This window comes from Pseudomonas sp. F-14 TE3482 (assembly GCF_053629455.1).
In genome coordinates this window covers 5,449,850-5,471,788 of record NZ_JBRJII010000001.1, presented here as the reverse complement: position 1 = coordinate 5,471,788, position 21,939 = coordinate 5,449,850, and the positions used below count along the sequence as shown (strand labels likewise).

At 58.5% G+C, this 21,939-nt stretch carries 19 protein-coding genes; 3 read left to right on the top strand and 16 right to left on the bottom strand.

The window, feature by feature from the left end; translation table 11 throughout:
* Window positions 1–112: 112 nt before the first annotated feature.
* From nuoF to AB7M26_RS24640, 14 genes are all read right to left on the bottom strand, one after another.
* Window positions 113–1,468, bottom strand: coding sequence for an NADH-quinone oxidoreductase subunit NuoF (gene nuoF, locus AB7M26_RS24705; RefSeq protein ID WP_008068294.1), 1,356 nt, complete (start codon window positions 1,466–1,468; stop codon window positions 113–115).
* The gene (nuoE, locus tag AB7M26_RS24700) at window positions 1,465–1,962 is read right to left on the bottom strand and encodes an NADH-quinone oxidoreductase subunit NuoE (protein WP_007905058.1); all 498 of its coding nucleotides are present in this window, start codon (window positions 1,960–1,962) and stop codon (window positions 1,465–1,467) included. The genes nuoF and nuoE overlap by 4 nt, the downstream gene beginning before the upstream one ends.
* 2 nt (window positions 1,963–1,964) lie before the next feature.
* Window positions 1,965–3,749: an NADH-quinone oxidoreductase subunit C/D gene (nuoC, locus tag AB7M26_RS24695; protein WP_008014895.1), complete on the bottom strand. Its 1,785-nt coding sequence runs from the start codon at window positions 3,747–3,749 to the stop codon at window positions 1,965–1,967.
* Between the two features lie 72 nt (window positions 3,750–3,821).
* Complete coding sequence (locus tag AB7M26_RS24690; protein WP_007905053.1) at window positions 3,822–4,496, bottom strand: NuoB/complex I 20 kDa subunit family protein; 675 nt, start codon at window positions 4,494–4,496, stop codon at window positions 3,822–3,824.
* Between the two features lie 10 nt (window positions 4,497–4,506).
* Window positions 4,507–4,920: an NADH-quinone oxidoreductase subunit A gene (locus tag AB7M26_RS24685; protein ID WP_007905050.1), complete on the bottom strand. Its 414-nt coding sequence runs from the start codon at window positions 4,918–4,920 to the stop codon at window positions 4,507–4,509.
* A 649-nt stretch (window positions 4,921–5,569) separates the two neighbouring features.
* Complete coding sequence (gene aceA / locus AB7M26_RS24680; protein WP_095631551.1) at window positions 5,570–6,895, bottom strand: isocitrate lyase; 1,326 nt, start codon at window positions 6,893–6,895, stop codon at window positions 5,570–5,572.
* A gap of 513 nt (window positions 6,896–7,408) precedes the next feature.
* The gene (locus AB7M26_RS24675) at window positions 7,409–8,170 is read right to left on the bottom strand and encodes a secretin N-terminal domain-containing protein (protein ID WP_123493774.1); all 762 of its coding nucleotides are present in this window, start codon (window positions 8,168–8,170) and stop codon (window positions 7,409–7,411) included.
* Window positions 8,171–8,383: 213 nt separating this feature from the next.
* Complete coding sequence (locus tag AB7M26_RS24670) at window positions 8,384–8,809, bottom strand: GNAT family N-acetyltransferase (protein ID WP_123493776.1); 426 nt, start codon at window positions 8,807–8,809, stop codon at window positions 8,384–8,386.
* On the bottom strand, window positions 8,802–9,971 hold the full coding sequence (locus AB7M26_RS24665; RefSeq protein ID WP_123493778.1) for a ribosomal protein uL16 3-hydroxylase: 1,170 nt from the start codon (window positions 9,969–9,971) through the stop codon (window positions 8,802–8,804). Before AB7M26_RS24665 ends, AB7M26_RS24670 begins: the two co-directional genes overlap by 8 nt.
* 86 nt (window positions 9,972–10,057) lie before the next feature.
* Window positions 10,058–11,428, bottom strand: coding sequence for an adenylosuccinate lyase (purB, locus tag AB7M26_RS24660; protein WP_123493780.1), 1,371 nt, complete (start codon window positions 11,426–11,428; stop codon window positions 10,058–10,060).
* Window positions 11,429–11,555: 127 nt separating this feature from the next.
* Window positions 11,556–12,179 (bottom strand): high frequency lysogenization protein HflD, encoded by a 624-nt coding sequence (gene hflD, locus AB7M26_RS24655; RefSeq protein ID WP_008068314.1) that lies wholly within the window; start codon window positions 12,177–12,179, stop codon window positions 11,556–11,558.
* Window positions 12,176–13,309, bottom strand: a complete 1,134-nt coding sequence (mnmA, locus tag AB7M26_RS24650) for a tRNA 2-thiouridine(34) synthase MnmA (RefSeq protein ID WP_123493781.1) — start codon at window positions 13,307–13,309, stop codon at window positions 12,176–12,178. Before mnmA ends, hflD begins: the two co-directional genes overlap by 4 nt.
* Window positions 13,310–13,368: 59 nt before the next feature.
* Window positions 13,369–13,815 (bottom strand): NUDIX hydrolase, encoded by a 447-nt coding sequence (locus AB7M26_RS24645; protein ID WP_008014882.1) that lies wholly within the window; start codon window positions 13,813–13,815, stop codon window positions 13,369–13,371.
* A gap of 213 nt (window positions 13,816–14,028) precedes the next feature.
* A complete protein-coding gene (locus tag AB7M26_RS24640) occupies window positions 14,029–16,254 on the bottom strand; it encodes an NADP-dependent isocitrate dehydrogenase (RefSeq protein ID WP_123493783.1) in 2,226 nt (741 codons plus the stop codon).
* 492 nt (window positions 16,255–16,746) lie between these two features.
* Between AB7M26_RS24640 and icd the strand changes: the two genes are divergently transcribed.
* The gene (gene icd / locus AB7M26_RS24635; protein ID WP_123358348.1) at window positions 16,747–18,003 is read left to right on the top strand and encodes an NADP-dependent isocitrate dehydrogenase; all 1,257 of its coding nucleotides are present in this window, start codon (window positions 16,747–16,749) and stop codon (window positions 18,001–18,003) included.
* Between the two features lie 57 nt (window positions 18,004–18,060).
* Here the strand turns inward: icd and AB7M26_RS24630 are convergent, their stop codons facing one another.
* A complete protein-coding gene (locus AB7M26_RS24630) occupies window positions 18,061–18,342 on the bottom strand; it encodes a cold shock domain-containing protein (RefSeq protein ID WP_123494359.1) in 282 nt (93 codons plus the stop codon).
* A 224-nt stretch (window positions 18,343–18,566) separates the two neighbouring features.
* Here AB7M26_RS24630 and clpS point away from each other — a divergent pair, with 224 nt between their 5' ends.
* Window positions 18,567–18,929, top strand: a complete 363-nt coding sequence (clpS, locus tag AB7M26_RS24625; protein ID WP_015094394.1) for an ATP-dependent Clp protease adapter ClpS — start codon at window positions 18,567–18,569, stop codon at window positions 18,927–18,929.
* Window positions 18,930–18,959: 30 nt separating this feature from the next.
* Window positions 18,960–21,230, top strand: a complete 2,271-nt coding sequence (gene clpA, locus AB7M26_RS24620; RefSeq protein WP_007905018.1) for an ATP-dependent Clp protease ATP-binding subunit ClpA — start codon at window positions 18,960–18,962, stop codon at window positions 21,228–21,230.
* A gap of 236 nt (window positions 21,231–21,466) precedes the next feature.
* Here clpA and infA read toward each other — a convergent pair whose 3' ends face one another.
* Window positions 21,467–21,685 carry a translation initiation factor IF-1 gene (gene infA, locus AB7M26_RS24615; RefSeq protein WP_002553999.1) on the bottom strand — a complete coding sequence of 73 codons (219 nt, stop codon included), beginning with the start codon at window positions 21,683–21,685 and terminating at the stop codon, window positions 21,467–21,469.
* Window positions 21,686–21,939 lie beyond the last annotated feature (254 nt).

Here is a 21,939-nt window from a genome sequence, read left to right as displayed (position 1 = left end):
GTCAGCGGGCGTGGCTAATGGAATCTTGTTATTCGCGTGAATCAACACAGCCGTTTACGGCGTCATCACACGAGAAGGCGAAAGGCACGGACCCTTCGCCTTTTTTAAGCGTTTACGCGCCGACTACGATCGGCCTTGCCAGAGGCGGGACGACGGCGCTGGTAGGCGCGATGCCGGCTTCGAACTCTGGACGGAAGTATTTGATGGCGCTGCCCAACGGCTCCACGGCACCCGGTGCGTGTGCACAGAAGGTCTTGCCCGGGCCGAGGAAACCGACCAGACCCAGCAGGGTCTCGATATCGCCGGCTTGCCCTTCACCGTTCTCGATCGCGCGCAGCAGCTTGACGCTCCACGGCAGACCATCACGGCATGGGGTGCAGAAGCCGCAGGATTCGCGGGAGAAGAACTCTTCCATGTTGCGCAGCAACGACACCATGTTGACGCTGTCGTCCACCGCCATGGCCAGGCCGGTACCCATACGGGTGCCCACTTTGGCGATGCCGCCGGCATACATTTGTGCGTCCAGGTGTTCTGGCAACAGGAAACCGGTACCGGCGCCGCCTGGCTGCCAACACTTGAGCTTGTAACCGTCGCGCATGCCGCCGGCGTAGTCTTCGAACAACTCGCGACCGGTGACGCCGAACGGCAATTCCCACAGGCCAGGGTTCTTGACCTTGCCGGAGAAGCCCATGAGCTTGGTACCCATGTCTTCGCTGCCTTCGCGGGCCAACGATTTGTACCAGTCCACGCCGTCGGCAATGATCGCCGGCACGTTGCACAGGGTTTCAACGTTGTTCACGCAAGTCGGCTTGCCCCACACGCCCACGGCGGCAGGGAAGGGTGGCTTGGAGCGCGGGTTGGCGCGGCGGCCTTCGAGGGAGTTGATCAATGCGGTTTCTTCACCGCAGATGTAACGCCCGGCGCCGGTGTGGACGAACAGCTCGAAATCGAAGCCGCTGCCCAGGATGTTTTTACCCAGCAGGCCTGCTGCCTTGGCTTCTTCCACGGCACGGTTGAGGTGCTTGGCGGCGGTGGTGTATTCGCCACGCAGGAAGATGTAGCCACGGTAGGTTTTCAGCGCGCGAGCACTGATCAGCATGCCTTCGATCAGCAGATGGGGCAGTTGCTCCATCAGCATGCGGTCTTTCCAGGTGTTCGGCTCCATCTCATCCGCGTTGCACAGCAGGTAGCGGATGTTGATGGATTCGTCCTTGGGCATCAGGCCCCACTTCACGCCCGTGGGGAAGCCTGCACCGCCGCGGCCTTTGAGGCCGGAGTCTTTCACGGTCTGGACGATGTCGTCCTGGGCCATGTCGGCGAAGGCCTTGCGCGCAGCGGCGTAACCGTTCTTGGCCTGGTACTCGTCGAGCCATACGGCTTCGCCGTCGTCACGCAGACGCCAGGTGAGCGGGTGAGTCTCGGCCGAACGCTTGATGCGGTTGGCTGGACCGAAGGAAGTCAGGGTCATACGTAGCCCTCGAGCAATTTGGCAACACCGGCAGGCTGCACATCACCGAACGTGTCGTCGTCGATCATCAACGCCGGCGCCTTGTCGCAGTTGCCGAGGCAGCAGACCGGCAGCAGGGTGAAACGACCGTCGGCGGTGGTTTGACCCAGGCCGATGCCCAGCTTGCTCTGGATTTCGCTGACCACCGACTCGTGGCCGCCGATGTAGCAGACCATGCTGTCGCAGACGCGAATGATGTGACGGCCCACAGGCTGACGGAAGATCTGGCTGTAGAACGTCGCCACGCCTTCAACGTCGCTGGCCGGGATGCCGAGGATCTCGCCGATGGCGTAGAGCGCGCCGTCAGGCACCCAGCCACGTTCCTTCTGGACGATCTTCAGGGCTTCGATCGACGCCGCGCGCGGGTCTTCGTAGTGATGCAGCTCATGCTCGATGGCCGAGCGCTCGGTTTCGCTCAGGGCGAAACGGTCTGTCAGGATAAGCGTGCTGTTCATGCTTAACGGTCCACGTCGGCCATAACGAAATCGATACTACCCAGGTACGCGATCAAGTCCGCGACCATGCTGCCTTTGATCACCGAAGGGATCTGCTGCAGGTGCGGGAAGCTTGGAGTACGAATCCGGGTGCGGTAGCTCATGGTGCCGCCATCGCTCGTCAGGTAATAACTGTTGATGCCCTTGGTCGCTTCGATCATCTGGAAGGATTCGTTGGCCGGCATGACCGGGCCCCACGAAACTTGCAGGAAGTGCGTGATCAGGGTCTCGATGTGTTGCAACGTGCGCTCTTTGGGTGGCGGCGTGGTCAGCGGGTGATCCGCCTTGTACGGGCCTTCCGGCATGTTGCGCATGCACTGCTCGATGATCTTGAGGCTCTGGCGCATTTCTTCGACGCGAACGATGCAACGGTCGTAGGCATCGCCATTGGCCGCCAGCGGGATTTCGAATTCGAAGTTTTCGTAGCCGGAGTAAGGGCGAGCCTTACGCAGGTCGAAATCGCAACCGGTGGAACGCAGGCCGGCACCGGTGACGCCCCATTCCAGGGCTTCTTTGGTGTTGTAGGCGGCGACGCCGATGGTCCGGCCACGCAGGATGCTGTTGTCCAGTGCGGCTTTCTGGTATTCGTCCAGACGCTTTGGCATCCACTCGACGAAATCCTTGACCAGTTTTTCCCAGCCGCGCGGCAAGTCGTGAGCGACGCCACCGATGCGGTACCAGGCCGGGTGCAGACGGAAGCCGGTGATGGCTTCGATCACCGTGTACGCCTTCTGGCGGTCGGTGAAGGTGAAGAACACCGGGGTCATGGCGCCGACGTCCTGGATGTAAGTCCCCAGGAACAGCAGGTGGCTGGTGATCCGGAAGAACTCGGCCATCATGATGCGGATGACGTCGACCTTCTCGGGCACCTTGATGCCGGCCAGCTTCTCGACCGAAAGCACGTACGGCAGGTTGTTCATCACGCCGCCGAGGTAGTCGATACGGTCGGTGTACGGAATGAAGCTGTGCCAGGACTGACGCTCGGCCATCTTCTCGGCACCACGGTGGTGGTAACCGACGTCCGGCACGCAGTCGACGATCTCTTCACCGTCCAGCTGCAGAATGATGCGGAACGCACCGTGCGCCGAAGGGTGGTTGGGACCTAAGTTGAGGAACATGTAGTCCTCGTTCGCACCGGAACGCTTCATACCCCAGTCTTCAGGCTTGAAGCGTGCGGCTTCTTCCTCAAGCTGTTGCTTGGCCAGGGTCAGGCTGAACGGGTCGAACTCGGTGGCGCGGGCCGGGAAGTCCTTGCGCAACGGGTGACCTTCCCAGGTCGGCGGCATCATGATGCGGGTCAGGTGCGGGTGACCGGCAAAGTTGATGCCGTACATGTCCCACACTTCACGCTCGTACCAGTTGGCGTTCGGCCACAGACCGGTAACGGTCGGCACGCTGAGGTCGCTCTCGGACAAGGCGACCTTGATCATTACGTCACTATTACGTTCGATCGACATCAAGTGATAGAACACAGTGAAGTCGGCGCCGCTTGGCAGCCCTTGACGCTTGGTGCGCAGACGCTCGTCCACGCCGTGCAGGTCATAGAGCATGACGTACGGCTTGGGCAGGTTGCGCAGGAAGGTCAGGACTTCGACGAGTTTGGCGCGGGCAACCCAAAGCACCGGCATGCCGGTGCGGGTCGGCTGGGCGGTGAACGCCTCCGGGCCAAAACGATTGTTCAGTTCGACGACCACATCCTGGTCGTCTGCCTTGTAAGGCGGGATGTACAGAGCACTGCCTGTAGTCATGGTTATTTATCGCTTTCGGTCAACGTAAAGAATGAAGCCAGTTTCTCGTTTCTTTGTAAGAACAGATCTGGATCAGACTTCGTCGGGGCTGCGCAGGTTGGTTACCTGAATACGCTGTTCGCGGCGTTTTTCCTTTTCGGAAGGCATCTCGGCGCGATAGACGCCTTGATCACCAACGACCCAGGAAAGTGGACGACGCTCCTGGCCAATCGACTCCTGCAACAGCATCAAGCCTTGCAGAAAAGCTTCAGGGCGGGGCGGGCAGCCAGGCACGTAGACGTCCACGGGCAGGAACTTGTCCACCCCTTGAACGACGGAGTAGATGTCGTACATGCCACCGGAGTTGGCGCACGAACCCATGGAGATGACCCATTTAGGCTCGAGCATTTGCTCGTAGAGACGCTGAATGATCGGCGCCATCTTGATGAAGCAGGTACCGGCGATAACCATGAAATCCGCCTGACGCGGCGATGCCCGGATAACCTCGGCGCCAAAGCGCGCGATGTCGTGGGGCGCCGTGAAGGCGGTGGTCATTTCCACGTAGCAGCACGAAAGACCGAAGTTATACGGCCACAGGGAGTTCTTGCGCCCCCAGTTGATCGTGCCGTTGAGCACGTCTTCGAGCTTGCCCATGAAAATGTTTTTGTGGACTTGATCTTCTAACGGATCGGAAACGGTTTCCCGTTTGCCAATCGGATACTGCTCGTTAGGAGCATCGGGGTCGATCCTGGTGAGATTGTATTGCATTGCCAAAGCCTCATTGTTTCAGCTTCGCTTGCCGCTTGCGCCGAGCTTCCGGAGCCCAGTCAAGGGCACCCACTCGGAATAGGTAGACAAGACCTGCCAACAGAATTGCTATGAAAACGAGAGCTTCGACGAATCCGGTCCAGCCGCTTTCGCGGACGGACACAGACCAGGCAAAGAGAAAAAGGGCTTCGATATCGAAGATCACGAAGAGCATCGCGACCAGATAGAATTTGGCTGAGAGCCGCAAGCGGGCGCCACCTGTAGGTAGCATGCCGGACTCGAACGGTTCGTTTTTGCTGCGGCCCCAGGCTTTTGACCCGAGGAGGCTGGAGACGCCGAGCATGAAGGCGCAAAGGCCGCCGACACCCAGAAGGAAAATGGCAAAGCCCCAGTTGTGGGCCATGAGTCCGGTCGCTTCGGGCATGCTGGAAATCCTTAACAGAGAGCAAAGGTCTCTGAGCTTGAAAAGAAACAAAGCAGTGACGATATGTCGCAGCAATCAATCGCGGTGATTTTATGGCTAAACACCGAGCAAGTAAAATTCAGATAGCGAAATTATTTACAAGAATAAGGACATAGCGTGCCTCCAAAGCCCTGTAGCCCATGCCGCTCGGGCATTAGCGGGGGTTTTGTCAAATATGTTTTGTAGGGAATGTAACGAACATACTTGCCGCTAAATGATAATCAATATTATTTGTCGCAGTTTTCAAACTGTTTAACGGGTGAGTGGCTGGGAAGTTGTCTTATATGCGCGTTACTGCAAGTAGCGAGCACGGTCGTTTTACCTGATTTTCCGGGGCGTGAAACTGCTCTGGATCAATGTGTTTCGCAAAATTTTGTGGGTTGACCCGTTCCCTGTGGGAGCCGGGCTTGCCCGCGATGACGGTGTATCAGACGCAGTAGATGCTGACTGACAGGCCGCCATCGCGGGCAAGCCCAGCTCCCACAGGGTTTTGCAGTGGTCAAAAAAACGCAGGCAAAAAAACGCCCCGAACCAGTCGGGGCGTCAGATGTGCAGCGCTGCGGTTAGCTTTTATTCGGTCCGCAACGGCCGTTTACTCAGATGAAGCAGATCAGTGGAACTGTTCTTCTTCGGTCGAGCCGGTCAGCGCGGTCACCGAGGACGTGCCACCCTGGATCACGGTGGTCATGTCGTCGAAGTAGCCGGTGCCCACTTCTTGCTGGTGAGCCACGAAGGTGTAACCCTTGGCGGCGTCAGCGAACTCTTGCTCTTGCAGCTTCACGTAGGCAGTCATGTCGTTGCGGGCGTAGTCGTGCGCCAGGTTGAACATGCTGTGCCACATGTTGTGAATGCCGGCCAGGGTGATGAACTGGTGCTTGTAACCCATGGCGGACAGTTCGCGCTGGAACTTGGCGATGGTCGCGTCGTCCAGGTTTTTCTTCCAGTTGAAGGAAGGCGAGCAGTTGTACGACAGCAGTTGGTCCGGGTATTCCTTTTTGATCGCTTCAGCGAAGCGACGTGCTTCTTCCAGATCCGGCTTGGCGGTTTCGCACCAGATCAGGTCGGCGAACGGTGCGTAGGCCAGGCCGCGAGCGATGGCCTGGTCGAGACCGGCGCGTACTTTGTAGAAGCCTTCCTGGGTGCGTTCGCCAGTCACGAATGGCTGGTCATACGGGTCGCAATCGGAAGTCAGCAAGTCGGCTGCGTTGGCGTCGGTACGAGCCAGGATGATGGTCGGTGTACCGGCAACGTCAGCTGCCAGACGAGCAGCGGTCAGCTTCTGCACCGCTTCCTGGGTAGGAACCAGTACCTTGCCGCCCATGTGGCCGCATTTTTTCACGGAAGCCAGTTGGTCTTCGAAGTGAACGCCGGCGGCGCCTGCTTCGATCATGCTCTTCATCAACTCGTAAGCGTTCAGTACGCCACCGAAACCGGCTTCAGCGTCAGCCACGATCGGCGCGAAGTAGTCGATGTAGCCTTCGTCGCCCGGGTTCTTGCCGGCTTTCCACTGGATCTGGTCGGCGCGACGGAACGAGTTGTTGATGCGCTTGACCACGGTCGGAACCGAATCCACCGGGTACAGCGACTGATCCGGGTACATCGATTCGGCGGAGTTGTTGTCCGCAGCTACTTGCCAGCCCGACAGGTAGATCGCCTGGATACCGGCCTTGACTTGTTGCACAGCCTGGCCGCCGGTCAGGGCGCCCATGCAGTTGACGAAATCTTTCTCAGGACGGAAGGACGGCTTGGCACCCTGGGTGACCAGGTTCCAAAGCTTCTCGGCGCCCATTTTTGCAAAGGTGTGCTCAGGTTGAACCGAGCCACGCAGACGGACGACGTCAGCAGCGGAGTAATTGCGTGTCACGCCTTTCCAGCGCGGGTTTTCAGCCCAATCTTTTTCGAGGGCTGCAATTTGCTGTTCGCGTGTCAGTGCCATGGAGATAAACCTCGTCGCGTCTTTGATAAAAAGTCGTTCTTGGTGGAAATTCCTGCTCCAGCCAGATAACGCATTTTAAAGGGGCGTAAAAGGCTGCTCGCTGACCAGAAGCTTAGGCGGTCAAGTCGGGTTCGGCGGGGGATGCGACGGGATGAACGATGGGCTCGAGGGGAAAGTGAGCAGGTAAGGGCGAACTGTCGGGCGCATTCGGGCGTCGTGGGCCTTGGTGCGAACTTCAGTGTGGAGCCGGGTTACCTAATTACGCTTCCGTCCCTCGGGACAACTTCGTTCCAGTCGGCAACCTCGTCAAACACACCTTGTGGGCGGTACAGACACGAATCGGCTCGCGGGGTAGGTGCGAACAGCGACTCGAAAGCCCTTGCCAGGGCCTCTGATTAGCGGGAGCGAGGCCATCATGCCTTTGCTTTTTTGGCTCGTCAAACGTTTTGTAGTGCTTTTTTTCAAGCACTACATCTTTAGTCTAATACGACTAATCAGTCAGTTTTTGGTGCTTTAGTCCAGTGTGTCGACTTTCACCCGCAGGGTCATGTCATCTCGGCCCTGCGTAGAGTAGCTGCGGGTCAGGCCCTGTTTGTCAGCTTGAGTCTGGCGATTCACGCCGGCCAGGGTGATCCACTCGCCCAATCGACCGCTGACAGTTGTGTCGGTACTTTGCACGTTCACTACATCGGGACGTTCCTGGCTCATCCGGTCACGGTTGGTACTGATTGCCAGATGAACGATGTCGCCGGTGACGCTAGCAGTCACGTAGAAGCCTTGGGTGACGTTGCGGTATTCGGTCTGGCTGCGCAGGTCGCCATAGCTGTCGGTCTGGGTGCTGGTGAGCGGCACGCTCTGGCCGACCTGGATCAGCGCGGGTGTGCCTTCGCTGGCCTGAACCTGCTGGATACCGCCGTCGCGGCTGTCGGTGCTGCGGTTGATGATGCGAGTCTGGCTCGGCTTGGCACCGTTCACCGAATAACCCTGATCACCCTGGAAGTTGTTTTCGCTGGTGTCGACGGTGATCAGCAAGCGCTTGGCGGCCACATCGAGTTGGCTGACCAAGGCCTTAAGTTCGTCGATCTTGCGCTGTTCTGCGTTGACGATGAGCTGATTGCCATAGGCGCTGACCTGGCCGTCCTTGCCGATGAAATTCTGCGCCACCGGCAGCAGGTCGGCGCTGGTGCGATAGTTCAGGGGCACGATCTCGGTGGCGGCCATGACCGAAAAACTGCAGGTCAGCAGCAGCGTTGTGAGCAGGGTGCGTAGGGACATATCCGTTATCTCCGGCCTTTAAAGTCTTGATATTGCCAGTTTGTCGGCCCGTGGTGGGGCAAGTTGAATCGTAGACAGCAAAACGCCCCGGCATCGGTTGATGGCGGGGCGTTTTGGGGTCTTCTTCAGGGCCTCTTCGCGGGCAAGCCTCGCTCCTACGGTACGCGAATACCTGTAGGAGCGAGGCTTGCCCGCGAAGGCTTCACCTCGGTCTCAAACCGAATGCCGCACCATGTCCACATGCGGAATCCCGGCTTCCAGGAACTCCTCACTGACCATGCTGAAACCCAAGCGCTCATAGAACGCCGTGGCCTGCACTTGCGCGCTCAGCATCTGCTGCTTCAGCCCGCGCTTCTCGGCTTCACCGATCACCGCTTGCATCAGCGCATCGCCGACTTTCAAGCCGCGCCAGTCCTTCAGTACCGATACCCGACCGATGTGACCATCTGGCAACAGCCGAGCGGTGCCGATCGGGAAGTCGCCTTCAAAGGCCAGAAAGTGGACTGCCGTTGCGTCATCAGCATCCCATTCCAGCTCAGGCGGAACGGATTGCTCGGCGATGAACACCGTCTCACGAATGCGCCGGATCTCGGCGTTGTCCTTTTGCCAGTCTGCGACACGTACGTGAATTTTATTCATCAGCAAACCCCAGGCTGCCTTGCTTGACCAATTCGCACAGCAGGCCGCGACCGTCTTCGTCGTTCAGCCACTCGCCAAGGTTGTCGGTATGCAGGGAGTCGGCGGCGCAGATCATTTTCAGCAGCTCGCGCAGTTTGCCCGGCAGGTAACGGCTCTGGCCGCTGGCGAACAGCAAAAGATCATCATCGACTTCAGACCAGGCCAGGCGCGCGCTCGGGTTGCGGATCAGGATCGCGCCTTGCTCGAGGCTGGCGAGCAGGTCCTCTTCTTCGACCTCTTCCGGGCCCACCACCAGTTCCGGGTAGCGCGGCTCGGTCATGAACTGGCCGAACCAGGTCAGCAGCAAGCGCTCGTCACTCATATGCTCGGCCAGCAAGCTTTTCAGGCGATCGAGGGCGTCGTGCTGGATCTGATGAGGATCGACCGCCGGCAGGGCGTCGGCGTCGGTGTAACGCTCTTCGTCCGACAGGAACTGGCTGAGGAAATCGGTGAAGTGGGTCAGCACTTCAGAGGCGCTTGGTGCGCGGAAACCGACCGAGTAAGTCAGGCAGTTGTCAACGGCCACACCGCAGTGAGCCAGACGCGGCGGCAAGTAGAGCATGTCGCCCGGTTCCAGCACCCATTCGTCGGTGGCGTCGAAATCAGCGAGGATGCGCAAGTCGGCGTGTTGCAGCAGCTTGCTCTCGGAATCGCACATCTGGCCGATTTTCCAGTTGCGCTTGCCGTGACCCTGCAGCAGGAACACATCATAGTTGTCGAAGTGCGGGCCAACACTGCCACCCGGGGCGGCGAAGCTGATCATCACATCGTCGACGCGCCAGCTCGGCAGGAAGCGGAAGTTCTCCAGCAGCTCAGCGACCTCCGGCACGAACTGGTCGACCGCTTGAACCAGCAGGGTCCAGTCACGTTCCGGCAGTTTGCTGAATTCGTCTTCGGCGAACGGACCACGGCGCAATTCCCAAGGGCGCTCGCCGTTCTCGATCACCAGGCGCGATTCGACTTCTTCTTCCAGCGCAAGGCCGGCCAGTTCGTCGGCGTCGATCGGACTTTCGAAATCAGGGATCGCCTGACGGATCAGCAGGGGTTTTTTCTGCCAGTAGTCACGCAGGAATTCGCGCGCCGTGATGCCGCCCAGAAGTTGAAGAGGAATATCAGGATTCATGTGTAACCTATTGAAAAAAAGCACTTTTCAGACGGGAATAAAAACGCCCGGCGCTGCCGGGCGTCTCAAACGGGTAAAGCGGTCGATCAGATGCGTTTGGCTTGCGCTACAGCGTTGCCGATGTAGTTGGCCGGGGTGAGCAGTTTCAGCTCGGCCTTGGCTTGCGCAGGCATGTCCAGGCCGTCGATGAAGGTCTGCAGCGCTTCAGGGCTGATGCCCTTGCCGCGAGTCAGCTCTTTCAATTTCTCGTACGGGTTTTCGATGTTGTAGCGGCGCATCACAGTCTGGATCGGCTCGGCCAATACTTCCCAGCACGCGTCCAGGTCAGCAGCAATCTTCTGCTGGTTGAGCTCCAGCTTGCTGATGCCTTTGAGGCTGGCTTCGTAGGCAATCACGCTGTGGGCGAAGCCGACACCGAGGTTGCGCAGTACGGTGGAGTCGGTCAGGTCGCGCTGCCAGCGCGAGATCGGCAGCTTGCTCGCCAGGTGCTGGAACAGTGCGTTGGCGATGCCCAGGTTGCCTTCGGAGTTTTCGAAGTCAATCGGGTTGACCTTGTGCGGCATGGTCGAGGAACCGATTTCGCCAGCGATGGTGCGCTGTTTGAAATAACCCAGGGAGATGTAGCCCCAGATATCGCGGTCGAAGTCGATCAGGATGGTGTTGAAGCGCGCGATCGCGTCGAACAGCTCGGCGATGTAGTCGTGCGGTTCGATCTGCGTGGTGTACGGGTTGAAGCCCAGGCCCAGCTCGTCTTCGATGAAGGCGCGGGCGTTGGCTTCCCAGTCGATCTCAGGGTAGGCCGACAGGTGAGCGTTGTAGTTGCCGACAGCGCCGTTGATTTTGCCCAGCAGCGGAACGGCGGCGACTTGAGCGATCTGACGCTCCAGACGGTAAACCACGTTCGCCAGCTCTTTGCCCAGGGTGGTCGGCGAAGCCGGTTGGCCGTGGGTGCGCGACAGCATCGGTACGTCAGCGAAGCGGATCGCCAGTTCACGGATGGCTTCGGCGGTCTGGCGCATAAGCGGCAGCATCACGTCATCACGGCCTTCGCGCAGCATCAGGGCGTGGGACAGGTTGTTGATGTCCTCGCTGGTGCAGGCAAAGTGGATGAATTCGCTGACGGCAGCCAGTTCCGGCAGCTTGGCCGCTTGCTCTTTGAGCAGGTACTCAATGGCTTTGACGTCGTGGTTGGTGGTGCGCTCGATCTCTTTGACACGCTCGGCGTGCTCCAGAGAGAAGTTTTCCGCCAGGGTGTTCAACACCGCGTTGGCTTCGGCGGAGAACGCCGGCACTTCGCTGATGGCAGGGTGAGCGGCCAGGCGCTGGAGCCAGCGCACTTCAACCAGAACGCGAGCACGGATCAGGCCGTATTCGCTGAAAATCGGGCGCAGGGCCTGGGTTTTGCCGGCGTAGCGGCCGTCAACAGGGGAAACCGCAGTGAGCGAAGAGAGCTGCATGGGGTGTTCTCGGACAGTCGGGCAACGAAATGGGGCGCGTATCATACATGAAAAAATCCGCCGGTCCGTTGCCAACTGACCGGCGTATTACGCGTTACTGACTACAAAACGGTATTGCGGGCGCGGTTCAGCTGCTGCGCATCAGCGGGTAAAGCTCTTTAAGCAATTTGCGCCGGCTGATCACCAACTGCCAGCGATGACCGCCCAGCTGCCGCCACAGGCGCGCTGATCGAATGCCGGCCAGCAACAGCGCGCGGATCTTCGAGGCATTGCTCGGTTGCTGCAGGTTGCGCATGTCGCCATGCACTTGAATCCGTTGGCGCAGGGTGCTCAGGGTGTCCTGATACAGCGCACCGCAGGCGGCGATCACGTTTTCGTGAGCCGGGCCGAAGTGTTCGACCTGGGACTGAATCTGCGGCAAACGCTTGCCGATCACTTCCAGCATGTCGTCGCGCTTGGCCAACTGACGCTCCAGCCCCAGCATCGCCAGGGCGTAGCGTAGCGGTTCGCGCTGGAGGGTGCTGGGATCGCGCTCCAGGGCACCGATCAATGCGCGGTAGCCTTCACGCAGATTGATGTCGTCACCGCCATAGACTTCCAGCGTGTCCTTGGGGTCGCGAATCAACAGGCTGCCGAGCATGCAGGTCAGGCCGGCTTCGTTGGTCTGGCCGCTCTTGGCGATCTTGTCGACCAGCACGGCGGCGAGAAACACACCGCCCAGGGCCGTCAGTTGCTCCTGAGTCGGGCTCATGAACGCTGACCCTTGCTGGTCCAAGGTTCGGCCACTTCGATCACGCCGCCGCCGAGGCAGATTTCACCGTCGTAGAACACCACGGATTGGCCTGGGGTGACCGCGCGTTGCGGGTCATCGAAGGTCGCGCGGTAGCCGTTGGCGGTCTTCTCCAGCGTGCAAGGCTGGTCGCTCTGACGATAGCGCACCTTGGCGGTCAGCTTGCGCGGCTCGGTCAAATCGATCGGGTTGACCCAATAGATGTCCGAGGCGAGCAGGGCGCGGGAGAACAGATAAGGGTGATCATTGCCTTGGCCCACGATCAGCTCGTTGTGTTCCAGGTCCTTGATCAGCACATACCACGGCTCGTCACCGGCGTCCTTCAGGCCGCCGATGCCCAGGCCCTGGCGCTGGCCGATGGTGTGATACATCAAGCCGTGGTGACGGCCGATGACTTCACCTTCGGTGGTCTTTATCTCGCCCGGCTGGGCCGGCAGGTATTGCTTGAGGAAGTCGCTGAAGCGGCGTTCGCCGATAAAGCAGATCCCGGTGGAATCCTTTTTCTTCGCGGTGGCCAGGTCGTGTTTCTCGGCAATCGCGCGCACTTCGGGTTTTTCCAGCTCGCCGACCGGGAACAGGGTCTTGGCGATCTGTTCGCCGCCGACAGCGTGCAGGAAGTAGCTCTGGTCCTTGTTCGGATCCAGGCCCTTGAGCAATTCGGTGCGGCCATCGATGTCACGGCGGCGCACGTAGTGGCCGGTGGCGATCAGGTCGGCGCCGAGCATCATGGCGTAGTCGAGGAACGCCTTGAACTTGATTTCACGGTTGCAGAGGATGTCCGGGTTCGGCGTGCGACCGGCCTTGTACTCGGCCAGGAAATGCTCGAACACGTTGTCCCAGTACTCGGCGGCGAAGTTGGCGGTGTGCAGCTTGATGCCAATCTTGTCGCACACGGCCTGAGCGTCCGCCAGGTCATCCATGGCGGTGCAGTATTCCGTTCCATCGTCTTCTTCCCAGTTCTTCATGAACAGGCCTTCCACCTCATAACCCTGCTCGATCAGCAGGAGAGCGGAAACGGAAGAGTCCACGCCGCCGGACATGCCGACAATGACGCGCTTCTTTTGTGTGTCAGAAGGGGCTGGATCACGCATAGGGATTCAATGAGTGTCTTGAAAAAGGACGCGATTCTAGCAGGCTGAAGCCCGCAAGGCTAAAGAGAAGGGCGGATCAGCTCGAGGCTGAAGTGTTTACCGTCCAGATAATCATCGATACAGCGGATGATCAGCTCACTGCGCCAGTTTGCGCGCTGTTGCAGCAGTTCGTCACGCGTCAGCCATTTTGCGCCGACGATACCGTCATCCAACTGATAGTCGGGGTGGTGTTTGAGCGGTTTTGCGGTGAAGCAGACCCGCTGATAAGTCACGCCGTTGCTCGGAGCGGTATAGAGATAAATGCCCACCACGCCGGTCGGCTCGACGTCCCAGCCGGTTTCCTCGAGGGTTTCGCGCACGGCGGCTTCGATCAGGGTTTCGTCCGGGTCCAGATGGCCGGCGGGCTGGTTGAGCACCGTTTGTCCGTGCTTGAGTTCTTCGACCATCAGGAAGCGACCATTGTCTTCGACGATGGTGGCGACGGTGATGTGGGGTAGCCAATCCATAAGACTTCCTCAATTTGAATGTTGAAACTCGATCCTGTGGGAGCTGGCTTGCCTGCGATGGCGGTGGGTCAGTCGACATCAATGTTGAATGATAAGCCGCTATCGCAGGCAAGCCAGCTCCCACAGGGGCGGGTTCTGACAGATAAATATGTATGAACGCCACAAACACAAACCCCGGCACGAGGCCGGGGTTTGTGATGTTCCCTTACAACCTTAAACCAGCGCAGCGATCGCGGCGTTGAAGGTGCTGCTCGGGCGCATGGCCTTGCTGATCAGCTCGGCATTGGCGTGGTAGTAACCGCCGATGTCCACTGGCTTGCCCTGGACGGCGTTGAGCTCGGCGACGATGGTCGCTTCGTTCTCGGTCAGGGTTTTGGCCAGTTCGCCGAACTGCGCTTGCAGTGCAGTGTCTTCGGTCTGGGCGGCCAGGGCTTGTGCCCAGTACAGCGCCAGGTAGAAGTGGCTGCCGCGGTTGTCGATGTTGCCGACTTTGCGCGATGGCGACTTGTTGTTGTCCAGGAACTGGCCAGTGGCCTGATCCAGGGTCTTGGCCAGCACCAGCGCTTTAGGGTTGTTGTAGGTAACACCCAGATGCTCGAGGGAAGCAGCCAGGGCCAGGAACTCGCCCAGGGAATCCCAGCGCAGGAAGTTTTCTTCCAGCAGCTGTTGAACGTGCTTCGGTGCCGAACCGCCGGCGCCGGTTTCAAACAGACCACCGCCGTTCATCAGCGGAACGATCGACAGCATCTTGGCGCTGGTGCCCAGTTCCATGATCGGGAACAGGTCAGTCAGGTAGTCGCGCAATACGTTGCCGGTCACCGAAATGGTGTCCTTGCCTTCACGGGTGCGGTCCAGGGTGAACTTCATCGCGTCGACAGGCGACATGATGTGGATGTCCAGGCCGGAAGTATCGTGATCCTTCAGGTAAGCCTGAACTTTCTCGATCACTACGCCGTCGTGGGCGCGCATTGGGTCCAGCCAGAAAATCGCCGGAGTTGCGCTTGCACGGGCACGGTTGACGGCCAGTTTGACCCAGTCCTGGATCGGCGCGTCTTTGGTCTGGCACATGCGGAAGATGTCGCCGGCTTCAACCGACTGTTCCAGCAGGGTGCGGCCAGCGCTGTCGGAAACCCGAACCACGCCGTTTGCCTTGATCTGGAAGGTCTTGTCGTGGGAGCCGTACTCTTCGGCTTTCTTCGCCATCAGGCCAACGTTTGGCACGCTGCCCATGGTGGTTGGATCAAAGGCGCCGTGCAGCTTGCAGTCTTCGATCACTGCCTGGTAGATGGTGGCGTAGCAACGATCCGGGATCACAGCCTTGGTGTCGTGCAGCTGACCGTCGGTGCCCCACATTTTGCCGGAGTCACGGATCATCGCTGGCATCGAGGCGTCGACGATAACGTCGCTCGGCACGTGCAGGTTAGTGATGCCTTTGTCGGAGTTGACCATGGCCAACGATGGGCGAACGGCGTAGACCGCCTGGATGTCCGCTTCGATCTGCGCTTGTTGCTCGGCAGGCAAAGCCTTGATACGAGCATACAGGTCGCCGATGCCGTTGTTCAGGTTGAAGCCGATCTGTGCCAGCACGTCAGCGTGCTTGGCCAGGGCGTCTTTATAGAACTCGGCAACGATCTGGCCGAACATGATCGGGTCGGAGACCTTCATCATGGTGGCTTTCAGGTGAACCGACAGCAACACGCCTTTGGCTTTGGCGTCTTCGATCTCGGCTGCGATGAAGCTGCGCAGCGCTTTTTTGCTCAGAACGGCGCAATCGAGGATCTCACCGGCTTGCACGGTGGTTTTTTCTTTCAGGACGGTGGTGGTGCCGTCTTGAGCAATCAGTTCGATTTTGACGGCGTCAGCGGCGTCGATCAGGGCGGCTTTTTCGCTGCCGTAGAAATCGCCGGTGCTCATGTGAGCGACGTGGGACTTGGAGTCTTTGGCCCATGCGCCCATTTTGTGCGGGTGCTTGCGCGCGTAGTTCTTGACCGACAGCGGTGCACGACGATCGGAGTTGCCTTCGCGCAGAACCGGGTTTACGGCGCTGCCTTTGATCTTGTCGTAACGCGACTTGGCGAGCTTGTCGGCATCGCTGGTCACGGTTTCCGGGTAGTCCGGCAGTGCGAAGCCCTGGGCTTGCAGCTCTTTGATCGCGGCCTGCAGTTGCGGAACCGAAGCGCTGATGTTCGGTAGCTTGATGATGTTGGCTTCAGGTGTAACGGCCAGGTCGCCCAGTTCGGCGAGGTGGTCGGCTACGGCTTTGTCACCCAATTGCTCGGGGAAGCTGGCCAGAATGCGCCCTGCAAGAGAGATATCGCGGGTTTCAACGGCGATATCAGCCGAGGCGGTGAAAGCCTCTACGATAGGCAACAGTGAATAGGTGGCGAGGGCTGGGGCTTCGTCGGTGAAGGTATAGATGATCTTCGAGCGGGTGGGCATATTCGGATTAACTCTCTCTTCTTTGCTAAGCGTGCGCAGAAACTCGAGGGGCGCCGGGTAAGCGCGTTCGTTCAAAGTCATCCATGAACCGAATGTCGAGGTTTCTTCGCGGTGATGTTGGGTGCATCAGTCGAGCGTCAAGCGGGTGGACTGCGGTAACAATCCAGCTTATTCGGGCCCAAAGTCTTGGGGTAGAGCGGTCGGCCGTCGTGACTCTGTGGTCAGCGGCGGCATTATACATAGGTAGCTGGCAATCTGCCGATGGTTCATATGCAACGTTTTTCGTCCATTGGTCTAAAGGTCGCAGGCGAGTGTGACGCGTAGAGTCGTTCGCCGTGCTTGAGTTTGGCGCTTTTCCCTTTGCTTTCAGGCTTGTACGTCGCGAACTGTGCAGCTTTGCGGCAGATGGGCGGAACATAGGGTTTGCGCGCCGATTTAACTGGGGTACGCTCGAACGCAGCCAGATGTTCAATCCAAACAATGGAGTACAGCATGGGATACAAGAAGATTCAGGTTCCAGCCGTCGGCGACAAAATCACCGTCAACGCAGACCATTCTCTCAATGTTCCTAACAACCCGATCATCCCCTTCATCGAAGGCGATGGTATTGGCGTTGATATCAGCCCGGTCATGATCAAGGTTGTCGATGCTGCTGTTAAGAAAGCTTACGGCGGCGAGCGCAAAATTTCCTGGATGGAAGTCTACGCCGGGGAGAAAGCGACTCAGGTTTACGATCAGGACACCTGGCTGCCTCAGGAAACCCTGGACGCGGTCAAGGATTACGTGGTTTCCATCAAGGGGCCTCTGACCACCCCGGTCGGCGGCGGCATCCGTTCGCTGAACGTGGCCCTGCGTCAGCAACTCGACCTGTATGTGTGCCTGCGCCCAGTGCGCTGGTTCGAAGGCGTACCGAGCCCGGTCAAGAAGCCAGGCGATGTCGACATGACCATCTTCCGTGAAAACTCGGAAGACATTTATGCCGGTATCGAATGGAAAGCCGGTTCGCCGGAAGCGACCAAGGTCATCAAGTTCCTTAAAGAAGAAATGGGCGTCACCAAGATCCGTTTCGACGAAAACTGCGGTATCGGCATCAAGCCGGTGTCCCTGGAAGGCACCAAGCGTCTGGCGCGCAAGGCTCTGCAGTATGTGGTCGACAACGACCGTGACTCGCTGACCATCGTGCACAAAGGCAACATCATGAAGTTCACCGAAGGTGCCTTCAAGGAATGGGCCTACGAAGTGGCCGCTGAAGAATTCGGCGCGACCCTGCTCGACGGCGGTCCGTGGATGCAGTTCAAGAACCCGAAAACCGGCAAGAACGTCATCGTCAAGGACGCCATCGCCGATGCCATGCTCCAGCAGATCCTGCTGCGCCCGGCTGAATACGATGTCATCGCGACCCTGAACCTCAACGGCGACTACCTCTCCGACGCCCTGGCGGCCGAAGTGGGCGGTATCGGTATCGCGCCGGGTGCCAACCTGTCCGACACCGTGGCCATGTTCGAAGCCACCCACGGTACTGCGCCGAAGTACGCCGGCAAGGACCAGGTCAACCCGGGTTCGTTGATCCTGTCCGCCGAGATGATGCTGCGTCACATGGGCTGGACCGAAGCGGCCGACCTGATCATCAAAGGCACCAACGGCGCGATCTCCGCGAAAACCGTGACCTATGACTTCGAACGTCTGATGGAGGGCGCGAAACTGCTGTCGTCTTCCGCGTTTGGTGATGCGTTGATCTCGCACATGTAAACCAGCTGACAAAAAAAACCGCCTTCGGGCGGTTTTTTTATGACTGGATGAGCTGCGTCAGCTCGACACTGTTTCTTGCCGGGTGGCAGTGGCGCTCTGTTCGTTCGGAGAGGTGGCAGATGTGATCTTTACTGCATGCAGTCCTTTGGGGCCCTGGATGATCTCAAAGCTAACAATTTGCCCAGCCTTGAGGGTTTTGTATCCGTCCATTTCAATAGCCGAATAGTGGGCAAAGAAATCGATGTCCTTGCCATCCTCGTCGCGACCTTCTCTGGCGTCGGTGTTAATGAAACCGAACCCCTTGGCATTGTTGAACCATTTCACCTTACCGACAGCCATACCCATATCCCTCTGCAACAGACTCCATCACTGGAGTATCATCCAGTTAATCCGCAGTCTATCTTGCAAATAGGATTGACTCCGCGGACCTTTTTTACCCACTGTGGGCTCTATTGTTTGTAACACCGATTTTCCGATAGTCAAGGTGACCGGGCAGTCGGAGTTGAAAACGTTCATAACAGCCCCCACCACTGTATTTGCACAACTGACGAACCTTTCTTTCCATGCATGCAATCAGCCAGATTCGACTAACATTCAATCAGGATCGCCCTGATTTACACGACGACGATTCCGCAGGCATTGCTGTTCAGGAGGCTAAGCCTGCTCTACAGGCGCCACCGATGTACAAGGTGGTTTTGTTCAACGATGACTACACACCGATGGATTTCGTCGTCGAAGTGCTCGAGGTGTTTTTTAACCTGAATCGCGAGCTGGCGACCAAGGTCATGCTGGCCGTCCATACAGAAGGACGGGCAGTATGTGGAGTGTTTACCCGCGACATCGCGGAGACCAAGGCCATGCAGGTCAACCAGTACGCCAGGGAAAGCCAGCATCCGCTACTCTGTGAAATCGAGAAGGACGGTTAATCGCCGACCACTTGGGTATGAGGTGAAGCTATGTTAAACCGCGAGCTCGAAGTCACCCTCAATCTTGCCTTCAAGGAGGCTCGCTCGAAGCGTCATGAATTCATGACTGTCGAGCACCTTCTGCTGGCCCTATTGGATAATGAGGCTGCCGCCACCGTTTTGCGTGCCTGCGGCGCAAACCTCGACAAACTCAAGCATGATCTGCAGGAGTTCATCGACTCCACCACGCCATTGATCCCGCTTCATGACGAGGATCGTGAAACCCAGCCAACCCTGGGCTTCCAGCGTGTACTGCAACGTGCTGTCTTTCATGTACAGAGCTCGGGCAAACGCGAAGTGACTGGCGCTAACGTGCTGGTCGCAATCTTCAGTGAGCAAGAGAGTCAGGCAGTGTTTCTGCTGAAGCAGCAGAGCGTTGCGCGCATCGATGTCGTCAACTACATCGCCCATGGCATTTCCAAAGTGCCAGGGCATGGCGATCACTCTGAAGGTGAACAAGATATGCAGGACGACGAGGGCGGTGAGTCTTCTTCTTCAGGCAATCCTCTGGATGCTTATGCCAGCAACCTCAACGAACTTGCGCGCCAGGGTCGTATCGATCCGTTGGTAGGCCGTGAGCTGGAAGTCGAGCGCGTCGCGCAGATCCTCGCGCGTCGCCGCAAAAACAACCCGCTGCTGGTGGGCGAGGCAGGCGTGGGTAAAACCGCGATTGCCGAAGGCCTGGCCAAACGCATTGTCGACAACCAGGTGCCGGATCTGCTGGCCAACAGCGTGGTGTATTCCCTCGATCTGGGGGCTTTGCTGGCCGGGACCAAATACCGCGGCGATTTCGAGAAGCGCTTCAAGGCGTTGCTCAATGAGCTGAAAAAACGTCCGCAGGCGATTCTGTTCATCGACGAGATCCACACCATCATCGGTGCGGGCGCTGCGTCCGGTGGCGTCATGGATGCGTCGAACCTGCTCAAGCCATTGCTGTCTTCGGGCGACATTCGCTGCATCGGTTCGACCACGTTCCAGGAATTCCGTGGGATCTTCGAGAAGGACCGTGCCCTGGCTCGGCGCTTCCAGAAGGTCGATGTGTCGGAACCTTCGGTGGAAGACACCATTGGCATCCTGCGTGGCCTGAAAGGCCGTTTTGAAGCGCACCACAACATCGAATACAGCGATGAAGCCCTGCGCGCCGCTGCGGAACTGGCCTCGCGTTACATCAATGACCGGCACATGCCGGACAAGGCGATCGACGTCATCGACGAGGCGGGCGCCTACCAGCGTCTGCAGCCGATCGAGAAACGCGTGAAACGCATCGAAGTGCCTCAGGTCGAGGACATCGTTGCGAAAATCGCGCGAATTCCGCCAAAACACGTCACCAGTTCCGACAAAGAGCTGCTGCGTAACCTTGAGCGTGACTTGAAACTCACGGTATTTGGCCAGGATGCGGCGATCGACTCGCTGTCGACTGCGATCAAACTGTCCCGTGCCGGCCTCAAGTCGCCTGACAAGCCAGTCGGTTCGTTCCTGTTCGCAGGGCCGACCGGTGTTGGTAAAACCGAGGCCGCGCGGCAACTGGCCAAGGCGTTGGGGGTCGAGCTGGTTCGCTTCGACATGTCTGAGTACATGGAGCGCCACACCGTATCGCGACTGATCGGTGCGCCTCCAGGCTATGTCGGATTCGATCAGGGCGGTTTGCTGACCGAAGCCATCACCAAGCAGCCTCACTGCGTGCTGTTGCTCGATGAAATCGAGAAGGCGCATCCGGAAGTCTTCAACCTGCTGTTGCAGGTCATGGACCACGGTACGCTGACCGATAACAACGGGCGCAAGGCGGACTTCCGTAACGTGATCGTCATCATGACGACCAACGCCGGTGCCGAAACTGCGGCGCGTGCTTCGATCGGTTTCACCTATCAGGACCACTCGTCCGATGCGATGGAAGTGATCAAGAAGAGCTTCACGCCGGAATTCCGTAACCGTCTGGACACCATTATCCAGTTTGGTCGCCTCAGCCATGAGGTCATCAAAAGCGTGGTGGACAAGTTCCTTACCGAACTTCAGGCGCAGCTGGAAGACAAGCGCGTGCAGCTGGAAGTGACGGACGCAGCGCGTGGCTGGCTGGCAGCGAGTGGCTACGACACGGCAATGGGCGCTCGTCCAATGGCGCGTTTGATTCAGGACAAGATCAAGCGTCCACTGGCCGAAGAGATCCTCTTTGGCGAACTGGCCGACCATGGTGGTGTGGTACACATCGACCTCAAGGACGGCGAGCTGACCTTCGAGTTCGAGACTACGGCTGAAATGGCCTGACGTTAAACCGCAGCAAAGCAAAAAGGCGCCGATTGGCGCCTTTTTGCTGCCTCGAGAAATACATAAGTCCCTGTGGGAGCGGGCTTGCTCGCGAAAGCGGTGGGTCAGCTTGCATCAATGTTGAATGTGAAACCGCATTCGCGAGCAAACTCGCTCCCACATTGGATTTAAGGTGCTTGTTAAATCACAGGCAAACAAAAACGCCCGGCATAGCCGGGCGTTTTGTATTGACTTGATTAGCGAGCGCGGTAGGTGATGCGCCCTTTGCTCAAGTCATAGGGCGTCAGCTCGACGCGCACTTTGTCGCCGGTAAGAATACGGATGTAGTTCTTGCGCATCTTGCCGGAGATATGCGCGGTTACGACGTGCCCATTTTCCAACTCCACACGAAACATGGTGTTGGGCAGGGTGTCGACGACAGTGCCTTCCATTTCGAAGCTGTCTTCTTTCGACATGCAGTAAAGCCCTCGGTGTCCAATGAATGGCCCGGTGCAACTGCGCCAGGCAAAAGCGGCGTGCATTGTGCCCGAAAAATGGGGTTTAAGCCAAGGGGTTAGTGTCCTGTCTCACAAATACGTTCCTCTTTTGGCGAGTGGCTGTTGTCGTCAGGCAAGGCGCCGCGACGAGTCATAGCTCGCTATGGCAAGGAGCGGCAACGCAGCATGATGACAACAGACGCCGTCAAAAAGGAACAGTATTTGCGAGACAG